Genomic DNA, 13004 nt, shown 5'->3' with positions numbered 1-13004 from the left:
GACAGTCAGCGCTTTTGCTGCCTCTCCGAACCGATGGCCACCACCGGGCCCTGCTTTGGTCAGTCAGCAGAGACGGGCAGGCTCCGTACTCCCCACACCCCCGGCGAACCAGGCCGGGCCTCGAGCGGTGCGAGAACGGGGTGAGTCTAAGCGAGGTTCTGAGGGCGGGGATAAATCTCCGTTTTCCGCCCTGAAAACCGTCATCCTGACGAAGGTCAGGACCCAGATCCCAAAGCGGAATTTTGGACAAGCGGGCTTATATCCATCGGAGGCGCCAAGCGGGACAGGAGTGCCCTGATCGCATCCACCCAGCCCCATGAACTGGGCCCTTACCTTCGTCAAGGTGACGGTTTCAGGTGAGCCGCTTCCAGACTTGTCATCCCGGACGCATGCCCGGCCCCGAGCCGGGCGGAGATCCGGGACCCATACGCCCGGTGTCCATCGGAAGCAGACGCGACGTGGATAGCGAACCCGCTTCCGGGAAAATCCCGCGTTTATGGGTCCCGGCTCTACAGCCCGCCTGCGCGGGCTAGCCGGCCGGGATGACAGATTGGAATGATCAAACTCTATTCCCCCGGACTGGTTCCGGGGTCTCGGAGACGGCACCGAGTGGAACTCATCGACGCTTCCAAGGCCCCGGGACAAGCCCGGGGAAACCGGAGCTGAGCGGCGTGCCCCGCGCCACTTCCCCGTTCATCGCTTGCCGAGAGCCCGCCGCCCCTAACCCGGTGACGTCCCCTCGCCCGTTTCCAGCTTGCGGCGGAACCGTGTGAGGCCGACGGCTTCGGCGTCGGGATAGGCGTCGACCTTGCGGGTCGTGACCTGGGCGGCGACGACGGCGGCGGGTTCCAGCGAGAGGTCGAGGATAGTGCCGCAGAGGGTTTCCTGGAGGTCGAACTGCTTGCCTTCCAGGGCCTTGATGCCGTGCAGGATGTAGTCGTAATCGACGACCGTCGCGATATCGTCGCTGCCGCACCATTGCTTGGAGACGAGGGTGACGACGTCCACCAGGACGCGCTGTTTCACGCCGCGCTCATAGTCGTGGATGCCGATCTCGATATCCAGTTTCACCCCTTCCAGGCGGTAGACGAAGACATCGTCGCCGGTGGCATGGATGAGCGCGTTTTCGATAACCTGGTCGAGTCTCACGGCTGCCCCTCTCCGGCCATCCCGTCCTCCGGTACGCCGGCTGCGTACATCACATCGCGGTTGCGGGCATCGAGATGCTGCCCGCCATCAATGGTGATGGTCTCGCCCGTCATGGCAGGCGTCGCAAGGATGAAGCGCACCGCGCGGATGATGTCGTCCGGTGTCGAGCCGCCCTGCATCGGGTTCATCGTGTGGGCGCGCCGGAATTCCTCTTCCGACTGGCCGCCCGAGGGCAGGGTGATACCCGGCGCCACGCCGCACACGCGCACGCGCGGCGCATAGGCCATGGCCATGGTCCGCGTCGCGCCCAGCAGCGCGTATTTGGCGAGCGTGTAGGAGTAGAAATCCGGATTGAGATTGAAGAGCTTCTGGTCGAGCAGATTGATGATGCAGCCCGAAGCGCGCGTCTCGTGACGCGCCGCCATGGCCGAAGCCAGGATGACGGGTGCGGCCAGATTGACCTTCAGCATGCGCTCGAGATGTTCTGCCTCGACATGTTCCGGCCGGTCCATCTCGAAGATGGAGGCCGAGTTGATCAGCGCGTCGACGCGGCCCACCCGGTCCATGAACTCACGGATGCCGCCCGTGTCCTCGAGATCGAAATGCGCGGTCTCGGCACTGCCGCCGGCGGCGCGGATCGTCGCCTCGACAGCCCGGGCTTCCGTGCCGGAGCTGTTGTAGTGGACGACGACATGCCAGCCATCCTCGCCGAGCGCCTGCGCAATTTTGGCACCCAGCCGCTTGCCGCCGCCGGTAACGAGCGCGATCTTGTCCGCCATGACGTCCTCAAATCAAAAATCTGGCTCAAATCAGCAATCCGGTCCGATAGATGACGCTTCCGGCGCGTCGGCGCAATCGCCGAGCGGTCCGAAAATCATCGCCGAGTATGTGAAACAGCTGCCGTCCAAGCCGGGCGTCTACCGTATGCTGGGCGAAGATGGGGCCGTGCTCTATGTCGGCAAGGCCCGGAACCTGAAGAACCGGGTGAGCAATTACGCCGCCGGACGCGGACACTCCAACCGCATCGCGCTGATGATCGCGCTGACGCGGTCGATGGAATTCGTGGTCACCGAGACGGAGACCGAGGCGCTCCTGCTCGAGGCCAATCTCATCAAGCGCCTCAAGCCGCGCTTCAACATCCTGCTGCGCGACGACAAGAGCTTCCCCTATATCCTCATCCGCAAGGACCATGCGGCGCCGCAATTGCTCAAGCATCGCGGGGCGCGCAAGGCGAAGGGCGATTATTTCGGTCCCTTCGCCTCGGTCGGCGCGGTCAACCAGACGCTCAACACGCTGCAGAAGGCGTTCCTGATCCGCACCTGCTCGGACAGCGTCTATGAGGGCCGCTCGCGCCCCTGCATGCTCTACCAGATCAAGCGCTGCGCCGGCCCCTGCGTCGATCTGGTCGAGCCGGCGGCCTATGACGAGCTGGTGAAGGAGGCGACCGACTTCCTGCGCGGCCGCTCGGACAGTCTGCGCAGGGAGCTGCAGGCGCGCATGCAGGACGCCTCCGAGGCGATGGATTTCGAGACCGCCGCCCGGTTGCGCGACCGCATCCGCGCCATCGCCGCCGTGACGACGGACCAGGGCATCAATGCGGAAGGCGTGGAGGAAGCCGACGTCATCGCCGTCGCCCAGGATGGCGGGCGGTCCTGCGTGCAGGTCTTCTTCTACCGGGCCGGGCAGAACTGGGGGAACCAGTCCTTCTTCCCGCGCCACGAGGCCGAGGCCGAGCCGGGCGATGTGCTGGCTGCCTTCCTGGCGCAATTCTACGACGACAAGCCGGCCCCGGGTCTGCTCCTGCTCTCGCACGAGATTGAGGAGGCGGACCTCATTTCCGACGCCCTCTCCCTCAAGGCCGAGCGCAAGGTGACGCTGCACACGCCGCAGCGCGGCGAGAAGCGCAAACTGGTCGACCGGACGCAGACCAATGCCCGCGAGGCCCTTGCCCGGCGCCTCTCGGAAAGCGCCACCCAGACCCAATTGCTCAAGGGCGTGCAGCGCGTCTTCGGACTGGAGGACCTGCCCCAGCGCATCGAGGTCTACGACAACTCCCACATCCAGGGCACGAACGCCCTGGGCGCCATGATCGTGGCGGGCCCGGAGGGCTTCGAGAAAAACCATTATCGCCGCTTCAACATGAAGGGCGACGACGCAGCCACGAATGACGACTTCGCCATGATGGCGGCGATGATGCGCCGGCGCTTCTCGCGCCTGCAGAAAGAGCGCGAGGACGGCGCGCCCGTGCCGGACCTCGTCCTGATCGACGGCGGCAAGGGGCAATTGTCGAGTGTGCTGGAGGTCGCCGAGGAGCTGGGCGTCACCGACGTGCCCATTGCGGCCATCGCCAAGGGGCCCGAGCGCGATGCGGGCCGCGAGGCCTTCTATCTGCCGGGCAAGGCGCCCTTCAAACTGCCCCAGAAGGACCCGGTCCTCTACTATCTCCAGCGCCTGCGCGACGAGGCCCACCGCTTCGCCATCGGCGGCCACAGGGCCAAGCGCAAGAAACAGATGACCGAGAACCCGCTCGACGCGATCGAGGGTATCGGCCCCGCCCGCAAGAAGGCGCTCCTCGCCCATTTCGGCTCCGCCAAGGCCGTCAGCCGCGCTGCCCTTGCCGACCTCGAAGCGGTTGACGGGGTATCCAAAGCCATGGCCAAAAGAATACACGACTGGTTTCAGAGGTAGCGCGCGTGCAGCGACACATTCCCAACATCCTGACCGTCCTGCGGATCGTCCTCGCCCTCGCCGGTGCGACGGCGCTCTGGCTCTCCTTCGCCTGGTCTCAGGGCCTGCAGCCCGTCCCGGCCATGCTCGGCGAACCGCGCGCCGTGGCCCAAGGCTTCGCCTTCGCCGGACTTCTCGCCTTCCTGATCGCCGCCGCCTCGGACTGGCTGGACGGTTATCTGGCGCGCCGGTGGTCGGCCCAGAGCGCCTTCGGCAGCGTGCTCGATCCGATCGCCGACAAGATTCTCGTGAACGCCTATCTCGTCGTCTACACGATGATCCTCAATGCGCCGCTGGAGCTGGCCGTCCCGGTCGCCGCCATCGTGCTGCGCGACGCCGTCATCACCCTGGCGCGCATGGTCGGCAAGGACCAGCCGGAAGAGACGCTGCCCGTCTCGCCCTCGGCCAAGCTGAAGACCGCCTTCGCGCTGATCGTCACGGCTTTCCCGCTGATCGCCGTGCCCGCGGGCTGGCACACCTCGGACATCGCCCTGACCATCTGGATCGGCGCCGTCTGGCTCACCGCCGCCCTCAGCCTCGCAACCGGCCTCGCCTACCTCAAACCCCCGGCCCGCAAAGCATAAGCGCGCTTGAGCGGGCGGGCGGAGCGGGGCATGCTGCGCGAGGCTTTTCAGGAGACGGCATGGCGGACCTCGCCGGTGATGACGCGCATATTCTCGTTGTCGATGACGACGACCGGATCCGGTCGCTGCTGAAGCGCTATCTGCAGGAGCGCGGCTATCGCGTCTCCACGGCGCCGGACGCGAAGAAGGCGCTTTCCACGCTCAATTCTCTGGCTTTCGATCTTCTCGTGCTGGACGTGATGATGCCCGGCATGGACGGGTTCGAGCTGACCGAGGCGATCCGCGAGCAGAACGACACGCCCATCATGCTGCTCACGGCGCGCGGCGAATCCGAAGACCGGATCCGCGGGCTCAGCCTCGGCGCGGACGACTATCTGCCCAAGCCCTTCGAACCGGAAGAGCTGATCCTGCGCATCAATGCCATCCTGCGCCGGGCCCGCCCGGCTGCCGCGGCGATCAAGCGGGTCGAGTTCGGACCGTGGAGCTATGATCTGGGCCGCGAAATTCTCATGCGCGAAGGCGAGCCGGTGCGGCTGACGGGCGGCGAGAGCGCCCTCCTCTCCGCCCTCGCCGCATCCGCCGGACAGACCGTGTCGCGTCTCTCCCTGTCCGAACGGACGGGCGGCGGCGAGCGGGCGGTGGACGTGCAGGTCACGCGCCTGCGCCGCAAGCTGGAGAACGATCCGAAGGAGCCCCTCCACCTCCAGACCGTGCGCGGCGAGGGCTATCGCCTCGTCGGCGACCCGGTCTTCGAGGACTAGGAGGTCCGCATCATGGCCGTGCTGCGCCGCTTCCTTCCCAAGGGCCTGTTCGCCCGCACCCTGCTCATCATCGTGCTGCCCGTGGCGCTGATGCAGGTCGCAGTGGCCTGGTCCTTCTTCGAGGAGCACTGGGAGACGGTGACGAGCCGCCTCTCCGAAGGCGTGGCCGGCGATATCGCCATGATGACGGCGCTCTACGAGCAGTCGGCGGACGATCCGGCGAGTTTCGAGCGCTATGCGGAGACGGCCTACGAGACCATGCAGCTCTCGGTCGATTACCGGGCCGGCGACAGCCTGCCGACCTCGCGCCGGTCCTCCTTCTTCCGCACGCTGGACCGGACCCTGCGGCGGGCGCTCTCGGATCAGCTGGACAACGGGTTCTGGTTCGATACGACGCGCTATCCCAGCTATGTCGATGTGCGCGTCGAAGTGGATGGCGGCGTGCTGCGCTTCATCGCCGTTCGCGAGCGCGTCTTCGCCACGACGGGGCATATCTTCCTTCTGTGGATCATCGGCGCGACCTCGCTGCTGACGGCGGTCTCGGTCGTCTTCATCCGCAACCAGGTCAAGCCGATCCGCCGCCTCGCCGACGCCGCGGAACAATTCGGACGCGGCCAGGACGTCGCCCATTTCCGGCCCGCCGGAGCCGCCGAGGTCCGCCAGGCCGCCCATGCCTTCCTGGAAATGCGCAACCGCATCCGCCGCCATCTCGACCAGCGCACCGCCCTGCTTGCCGGCGTCAGCCACGATCTGCGCACGCCGCTCACGCGGCTGAAACTGCAGCTGGCCCTGATGCCCGAAAGCCCGGAGCGCGAGGACGCCAAGCGCGACCTCAACGAGATGGAGGAAATGCTCGACGAATATCTCGACTTCGCTCGCGGCCAGGCGACGGACGAGACCGAGCATGCCGATCTGGTCGCCCTCGTGCGCGACACCGTCGAGGCCGCCACCCGGCAGGGCGGCGAAGTCGAGCTGATTGCCGAAGGCCCGATCGAGGCGGATATCCGCGTGCCCACCGTGCGCCGCGCCGTCGCCAATCTGGTCGGCAATGCCCTGACCTATGGCGAGCATGCCCGCGTCACCGTCGCCCGCGCCGGCTCACGCGTGGAGATCCGCGTCGAGGATGACGGTCCGGGCATCGCGGAGGAGAATTACGCCGAGGCGCTCACCCCCTTCAATCGCCTCGACGAAAGCCGCAACCAGAACCGCAAGGGCGTCGGCCTCGGCCTCGCCATCGCCCGCGACGTCGCCCGCAATCACGGCGGCGATATCCGGCTCGGGCGAAGCGGGATGGGTGGCTTACAGGCGGTGCTGAGCTTGCCGGGGTAGGTGCCAATCAGCGACGGCGACGAACCGCGCCACGCGCTCGCCTTCTCCCCGGGGAGAGGGAGTACTGAGCTCATCAGATCACGCTAATAGCCGCTAGCGGTCATTCCCGTTGGCGCCGAGCTGGCGCGAGCGGCGTTCGGCCGCCGTCACGGCCTGGCGGACGAGCTCCGGCAGACCGCCGCCCCGGCCCATCAGCACGTCGACGGCAGCCTGGGTGGTCCCGCCAGGCGAGGTCACGGCGCGGCGCAATTCCTGGGGCGACTTGTCGGTCTTGGCGAGGAGAGCTCCCGCGCCGACGATGGTTTCCCGGGCCAGCTTCTCGGCGAGATCGCGCGGCAGGCCTTCCGCCGAGGCGGCACCGGCCAGTGCTTCGGCCAGCAGGAAGACATAGGCCGGGCCCGAGCCGGAGACGGCGGTGACGGCGCCGATCAGGCGCTCGTCCGTGACCCACTCGACCGTTCCGGCGCCTTTCAGGAGACGCGTGGCCGCATCCTTGATCGTCTCGCCCGCCTCATTGGCGACGCAGACGCTCATGCCCGCACCGACCGCAGCGGCCGTGTTCGGCATGGCGCGCACGATCGGTCGATCGCCGAAAGCCATCGCCAGACGGTTGATGGTGACGCCGGCCATGACGGAGAGAATGGCAGCCTCGGCGCCCAGATGCGGCGAGATCAGCGTGGCGACCTGTTCGAGCATTTGCGGCTTCACCGCCAGCACGAGCAGATCGATTTCTGCGGCCAGGGACTCGTCCAGCGCATCGACGGCGGTCAGCCCGTGTTCTGCGATCAGGGCTTGGACGGCCTCGCCCGGCGCCGGGTCGACGATAACGAGATTGGCCGGGTCGACGCCGCTGCGTTTCTTACGCAACCAGCCGGCCGCCAGCGCGCCGCCCATATTGCCGCCGCCAACCAGTGCGATCTTCAGTGTCTTGGTCATGGTCCGTATCAGGCCTCGCCGGCCGTCTCGAACATCGCTGCGGCGGCCGCTTCTTCCACTCCTTTGCCACCCCAGACGAGAAAGTGGAAGGCCGGATAGAAGCGTTCTCCCGCCTCGCGCGCAGCCGCGATCATCGCGGCGGCCTGGGAGGGAGACACGGTTTCGCCATTGGGCAGCGAAATCGCATGGCGATAGACGATGGAACCGTCATCCGCCCAGATGTCGAAATGGCCGAGCCAGAGCTTTTCGTTGAGGCGGGCGACGAGCTCGCACACTTCGCGGAAGCGGTTGGCCGGAACCTTGAGATCGAGGCTGGAGCAGATGTGCAGCGCGTCCAGGTCCGGACGCCAGGCAAACCACATCTGGTGATCGCGCCAGGCGCCGGGCGTGCTGATGTGCAGCTCGCCGGTTTCGTCGCGATCATACGGATATTGTTCGGCAATCACCGCCTGTTCGACCGCGTCGAGCGGATCCGTCACAGAGGGTGCGAAATCATCTGACAGCAGGTCCATTGGAGGTGTCTCCTTCGTCTGCGCGGCGACTCACACCGTCCAATGACGGTATGTCTGCGCCGCGTCAGGCGCAATAAAAAGCGCGGGTGAAGCGCGGATCAGTCGGTGGATTTCGTCGCGCGCGGCTTGCTCGCAGCCTTCTTGGTGCGGCTCGCGGTCGATTTCGGCCTGGCGGGTTTCTCGACCGCATCGAGCCGGGCTTTCAGCGAATCGATTTCGCCCAGCGCCTCGTCGAGCGCTGCCTTGACCGCATCGAATTCCTCGCGGCTGACCAGGTCCATCTCGGCGACCATGCGGTCGGCCCGGGCCCGGAAAACCGCCTGGGCCTCCTCGCCCATGGCCTGCGCCGCGCCGAAGGCGTCGGTCATCAGATCGGCAAAATCATTCAGAAGCGGGTTGCGCGTTTGCATCAAAGAAAGCCATTAGAGAGTTCAACACCGCCTATATGCGGCCCATGGGGCAAAAGCGCAATGTGCGCTTCCGTCACATCTGCAGGTGCCGCGCCCGAAAAAGCCGAGTGATACATGCCTTATTGCGAACCGAGTTTCAGTTTCGACCCGGTCATTTTCGCCATTCCCACGCCCTGGGACTTCGAACTGCCCATCCGCTGGTACGCCATGGCCTATATCGCCGGCCTGCTGCTGGGCTGGCGCTACATGGTCTCGCTGTCCCGGCGCCCCGGCCTGTGGAATCCGGCCGGTACGAAAAATCCGAAAGCCCCCTTCAATGGCGAGCAGGTCGACGATCTCCTGATCTGGGCCACACTCGGCGTGATCGTGGGCGGGCGGCTCGGCTATGTGATCTTCTACATGCCCGACATGATCTGGGAGCGGCCGCAGGACATCATTCTCGGCATCACCCAGGGCGGCATGGCCTTCCATGGCGGACTGATCGGCGTCTCGCTCGCACTCTGGGTCTTCGCCAGGCGGCAAGAGCTCGATCTCTGGCGCATCGCCGATGCCGCCGCCGTGGTCACGCCGATCGGACTCTTCTTCGGCCGCATCGCCAATTTCATCAATGGCGAACTCTGGGGCCGGCCGACCGACCTGCCCTGGGGCATGCGTTTCGCGACCGACCCGGACTGCGTCGCCCGCCACCCCAGCCAGCTCTACGAAGCGGCACTGGAAGGCCTCGCCCTCTTCGCCATCATCAATTTCGCCACCTGGAAGTTCCGCTCGCTGGAGCGGCCGGGCCTCAATGCCGGCCTCTTCCTCCTCAGCTACGGCCTCTTCCGCGCCATCCTCGAGACCGTGCGCGAGCCGGATCTGCACATGCCCGAAGCCCTGCGCGGCTATGTGACCATGGGCATGCTGCTCTCCATTCCGATGATCATCGCCGGTGCCTGGCTCGTCCGCCGGGCGCTCAACGCACAGCCTGCCAAGGTCTGAGCCATGATTGCCGAAAGACTGCGCGACCGGATCCGCGAAGCGGGTCCGGTCTCGATCGCCCAGTTCATGACCGAAGCGCTGTTCGACCCGCGCGACGGTTTCTACGCCACCAAGGACCCGATCGGCGCCGGTTCGGACTTCATCACCGCACCGGAAATCAGCCAGATGTTCGGGGAGCTGGTCGGTCTGTGGGCGGCCCAGTCCTGGATGGATATGGGCAAACCCTCGCCCTTCCACTTCATCGAGCTCGGCCCGGGCCGCGGTACGATGATGGCCGATGCGCTGCGCGCCGCGCGGACCGTCCCCGGCTTCATGGACGCGGCCCGCATCGTGCTGATCGAGGCCAGCGCCGCCCTCAAGGCGGTGCAGGCCCAGACCCTCGGCCCCAGCGGCGCGCAGATTTCCTGGGTCGACCGGCTCGAAGCCGTGCCCGCCGGTCCGTCCATCGTGGCCGGAAACGAATTCCTCGACTGCCTGCCCGTGCGCCAGGCCATCAAGCGCGACGGCCAGTGGCATGAACGCATGGTGGGGCTGGACGCGGACGGGGAGCGCTTCGTCTTCGTGCTCGGCCCGCCGCTCGGCGTCGATGAGACCCTGGTGCCCGCCCCCCTGCGCGACACGCCGGAAGACAGCCTCGTCGAACTGCGGCCCGGCGATCTGCAGGTCCTCGAGGCGCTGGCGAAACGCTTCGACGCCGATGCCGGTCGCGCCCTCTTCATCGATTACGGCCCGGCGCTCAGCGAGACCGGCGATACGCTGCAGGCGATCAAGGCTCATAAGAAAGTACCCGTGCTCGACGAGCCGGGTACGGCGGACCTCACGGCGCGGGTGGACTTCCAGTCTCTCCTCACTGCTGCCGACGCGCTTGACCTGACCGGATACGGCCCCGTCGAACAGGGCGAATTCCTAACCGGGCTGGGCATGGAGGCCCGTGCGGCGGCCCTCTCTCAGGCCGCACCCGAACAGCGCGCCAAGATCGCCCGTCAGGTCTGGCGTCTGACCGATCCGGACCAGATGGGGCGGCTCTTCAAACTGGTCTGCATCGACAGCCAGAGGCTCCCGACGCCCCCGGGATTCGCCCCGCGCTGAGGATTTCGGCTTCATTCCAAAGCCGGGCTCTGTTAATCACCGCGCAAATTGGGAATCGGGGTCCTCCACCATGAAACTGATGTCCGGAACGTCGAACCGTCCGCTTGCGCAAGCCATTGCGGACTATCTCGACGCCCCGCTCACCGCGAGCGAGATCGAACGCTTCGCCGACGGCGAAATCTTTGTACGGATCGATGAGAATGTGCGCGGTGAGGACGTCTTCGTCATCCAGTCGACCTCGTCCCCGGCCAATGACCACCTCATGGAATTGCTGATCTGCATCGACGCGCTCGTCCGCGCGAGCGCCAAGCGGATCACGGCCGTCATTCCCTATTTCGGCTATGCCCGCCAGGACCGGAAGACCGGCGGCCGTACGCCGATCTCGGCCAAGCTGGTCGCCAATCTGATCGCCAAGGCCGGCGCCCACCGCGTGCTGACCGTAGATCTCCATGCCGGCCAGATCCAGGGCTTCTTCGACATTCCGACGGACAATCTCTTCGCCACCCGGGTGATGGAAGACGATATCCGCCGCAATTACCGCACCGACGATCTGATGATCGTCTCGCCGGACGTGGGCGGCGTGGTCCGCGCCCGGGCGCTGGCCAAACTGCTCGATGCCGAGATCGCCATCGTCGACAAGCGCCGCCCCAAGGCCGGCGTGTCCGAAGTGATGAATATCATCGGCGATGTGGAAGGCCGGCGCTGCATCCTGTTCGACGATATGTGCGACAGCGGCGGCACGCTCTGCAATGCCGCCGACGCGCTGCTCGCGAAGGGCGCGACCGAGGTCTCGGCCTATGTCACGCATGGCGTGCTCTCCAACGACGCCCAGGGCCGCGTGGCCAAGTCGGCACTGAAGGAACTCGTCGTCACCGACTCGATCACCGAACTGCCTGGTGCCACGCAGACCGACAAGGTCCGGCACCTGTCCGTCGCCCCCCTGCTCGGCGAAGCCATCCGCCGGATCGCCAATGACGAGTCGGTGTCGAAGCTGTTCGACTGACAATCCGGCGGAATTCGCTGACTCTCGCGCGCTCGCGGTGTTGCGCAGCGCTTGTGGATCGGCTATAGCCCGCCGCTCGAAATAACACTGTGGCGCAAGGCCAGGATAGATCGCCGCCCGCGATGGCGCAGGAGGCGGCGTTTGCATTTAAGGAACAGGACCGATGAGCAACATCGTTCTCAACGTTGACGTTCGTGAAGAGACCGGCAAGGGCGCGGCTCGCGCTGCCCGCCGTGAAGACATGGTTCCGGGCGTCCTCTATGGCGGCAAGCCCGGCCCGGTCGCGATCAATCTGCGCGGCAATGAAGTCCGAAAGGCGCTGCTGACCGGCCAGTTCATCTCCAACATGATGGAGCTGAAGCACGACGGGAAGAGCCAGCAGGTCATCGCCCGCGACATCCAGTTCCACCCGGTTTCCGACCAGCCGATGCATGTCGATCTGTTCCGCGTCGACGAGAACACCAAGATCGACGTCGAGGTCCCGGTCCACTTCGTGAACGAGGAAGCCTCCCCGGGCATGAAGCGCGGCGGCGTTCTGAACATCGTGCGTCACACGGTCGAACTGCTCTGCCCGGCCGGCTCCATCCCGGATTCGGTCGAAGCCGACCTCACCGGCCTGGACATCGGCGATTCGATCCACATCTCGGCCATTCCGCTGCCGAAGGGCGTCGAGCCGACCATCACCGACCGCGACTTCACCGTCGCCACCCTGCAGGGTTCGCGCGCCGTCCTGACGCCGGAATCCGAGGAAGAGGAAGGTGCCGAGGAGACGCCGGAAGAGCCGGAAGTCATCAAGCAGAAGGACGAAGGCGAAGACTAAGCCTTCGACCCTGCACGGTCTGGACTACACGATCAGCGAAGCCGGACCCGGCTTCGCTGATTTTGTATCCGCAGCGAACAGCAAGAGTATCTGGCGATGATGATCCTGGCCGGGCTCGGCAATTACGAACCGAAATACCTGCGGAACCGGCACAATGTCGGTTTCATGGCACTCGACGTGATCGCCCATGCCTGGAGCGCCGGTCCCTGGCGCAAGAAATTCCAGGGCCTGTGCTGTGAACTCACCATCGGCTCGAACAAGCTCCTCCTGCTCAAGCCCCAGACTTTCTACAATAATTCCGGCCATTCGGTCGGCGAGGCGGCGAAGTTCTACAAGGTCGACACCGAGAATATCGTCGTCTTCCACGACGAGCTCGACCTCGCCCCGGGCAAGTTCCGGCTGAAGACGGGCGGCGGCGCGGCCGGCAATAACGGCATCAAGTCGATCACCAGCCAGATCGGCCCGGACTTTCGCCGCGCCCGCATCGGCATCGGCCATCCCGGCGATCGGAACCGTGTGACGGGCTATGTCCTGTCAGACTTCGCCAAGGCTGAAGAGGACTGGCTGATCGACCTTCTGGACGCGATCGCCGACAGTCTCGACCTGCTGGCTGCCGGCGATTACGACGCCTTCCAGACCCGCGTGACGCACAAGGCGCCCGCGCCCGAAATCAAGCGGCCCGGCCCGCCCCAAAGCAAGGACTGAC

14 protein-coding genes are annotated in these 13004 nt (G+C 65.9%); 9 read left to right on the top strand and 5 right to left on the bottom strand.

Annotation, left to right across the window (positions count from 1 at the left end; genetic code table 11):
* Positions 1-720: 720 nt before the first annotated feature.
* The gene (locus AC13HB_RS11380) at positions 721-1149 is read right to left on the bottom strand and encodes a dihydroneopterin aldolase (protein ID WP_482949875.1); all 429 of its coding nucleotides are present in this window, start codon (positions 1147-1149) and stop codon (positions 721-723) included.
* Positions 1146-1928, bottom strand: coding sequence for an SDR family oxidoreductase (locus AC13HB_RS11375; RefSeq protein ID WP_482949874.1), 783 nt, complete (start codon positions 1926-1928; stop codon positions 1146-1148). Before AC13HB_RS11375 ends, AC13HB_RS11380 begins: the two co-directional genes overlap by 4 nt.
* On the opposite strand from AC13HB_RS11375, the gene uvrC reads away from it, so the two are divergent.
* Genes uvrC through AC13HB_RS11355 form a run of 4 tightly spaced genes read left to right on the top strand, consistent with a single transcriptional unit; the run spans position 1927 to position 6550 of the window.
* On the top strand, positions 1927-3837 hold the full coding sequence (uvrC, locus tag AC13HB_RS11370) for an excinuclease ABC subunit UvrC (RefSeq protein ID WP_482949873.1): 1911 nt from the start codon (positions 1927-1929) through the stop codon (positions 3835-3837). The two genes, AC13HB_RS11375 and uvrC, sit on opposite strands and share 2 nt — an antisense overlap.
* A 5-nt stretch (positions 3838-3842) precedes the next feature.
* Complete coding sequence (locus tag AC13HB_RS11365; RefSeq protein WP_482949872.1) at positions 3843-4460, top strand: CDP-alcohol phosphatidyltransferase family protein; 618 nt, start codon at positions 3843-3845, stop codon at positions 4458-4460.
* A gap of 59 nt (positions 4461-4519) precedes the next feature.
* Positions 4520-5221 carry a response regulator gene (locus AC13HB_RS11360; RefSeq protein WP_482949871.1) on the top strand — a complete coding sequence of 234 codons (702 nt, stop codon included), beginning with the start codon at positions 4520-4522 and terminating at the stop codon, positions 5219-5221.
* A gap of 12 nt (positions 5222-5233) precedes the next feature.
* The gene (locus AC13HB_RS11355; protein ID WP_482949870.1) at positions 5234-6550 is read left to right on the top strand and encodes an ATP-binding protein; all 1317 of its coding nucleotides are present in this window, start codon (positions 5234-5236) and stop codon (positions 6548-6550) included.
* Positions 6551-6643: 93 nt separating this feature from the next.
* On the opposite strand, the gene proC is transcribed toward AC13HB_RS11355, so the two are convergent.
* The 3 genes from proC to AC13HB_RS11340 all read right to left on the bottom strand — a co-directional run bounded on the left by proC (position 6644) and on the right by AC13HB_RS11340 (position 8408).
* Complete coding sequence (gene proC / locus AC13HB_RS11350; protein ID WP_482949869.1) at positions 6644-7486, bottom strand: pyrroline-5-carboxylate reductase; 843 nt, start codon at positions 7484-7486, stop codon at positions 6644-6646.
* Positions 7487-7494: 8 nt separating this feature from the next.
* Positions 7495-7998 (bottom strand): type III secretion system chaperone family protein, encoded by a 504-nt coding sequence (locus AC13HB_RS11345; RefSeq protein ID WP_482949868.1) that lies wholly within the window; start codon positions 7996-7998, stop codon positions 7495-7497.
* Positions 7999-8096: 98 nt separating this feature from the next.
* The gene (locus AC13HB_RS11340) at positions 8097-8408 is read right to left on the bottom strand and encodes an accessory factor UbiK family protein (protein ID WP_482949867.1); all 312 of its coding nucleotides are present in this window, start codon (positions 8406-8408) and stop codon (positions 8097-8099) included.
* Between the two features lie 114 nt (positions 8409-8522).
* Between AC13HB_RS11340 and lgt the strand changes: the two genes are divergently transcribed.
* The 5 genes from lgt (at position 8523) to pth (ending at position 13003) form a co-directional block, all read left to right on the top strand.
* Complete coding sequence (gene lgt, locus AC13HB_RS11335) at positions 8523-9386, top strand: prolipoprotein diacylglyceryl transferase (protein WP_482949866.1); 864 nt, start codon at positions 8523-8525, stop codon at positions 9384-9386.
* A gap of 3 nt (positions 9387-9389) precedes the next feature.
* The gene (locus AC13HB_RS11330) at positions 9390-10475 is read left to right on the top strand and encodes a class I SAM-dependent methyltransferase (protein ID WP_482949865.1); all 1086 of its coding nucleotides are present in this window, start codon (positions 9390-9392) and stop codon (positions 10473-10475) included.
* Positions 10476-10545: 70 nt separating this feature from the next.
* Positions 10546-11478 carry a ribose-phosphate pyrophosphokinase gene (locus AC13HB_RS11325; RefSeq protein WP_482949864.1) on the top strand — a complete coding sequence of 311 codons (933 nt, stop codon included), beginning with the start codon at positions 10546-10548 and terminating at the stop codon, positions 11476-11478.
* Between the two features lie 163 nt (positions 11479-11641).
* Positions 11642-12298, top strand: coding sequence for a 50S ribosomal protein L25/general stress protein Ctc (locus AC13HB_RS11320; RefSeq protein ID WP_482949863.1), 657 nt, complete (start codon positions 11642-11644; stop codon positions 12296-12298).
* A 96-nt stretch (positions 12299-12394) separates the two neighbouring features.
* Positions 12395-13003 carry an aminoacyl-tRNA hydrolase gene (gene pth, locus AC13HB_RS11315; protein ID WP_482949862.1) on the top strand — a complete coding sequence of 203 codons (609 nt, stop codon included), beginning with the start codon at positions 12395-12397 and terminating at the stop codon, positions 13001-13003.
* Position 13004 lies beyond the last annotated feature (1 nt).

The organism is Maricaulis sp. B-26 (genome assembly GCF_056857855.1).
The sequence above is the reverse complement of the archived record's forward strand: the minus strand, read 5'-3'. Positions and strand labels throughout refer to the sequence as shown.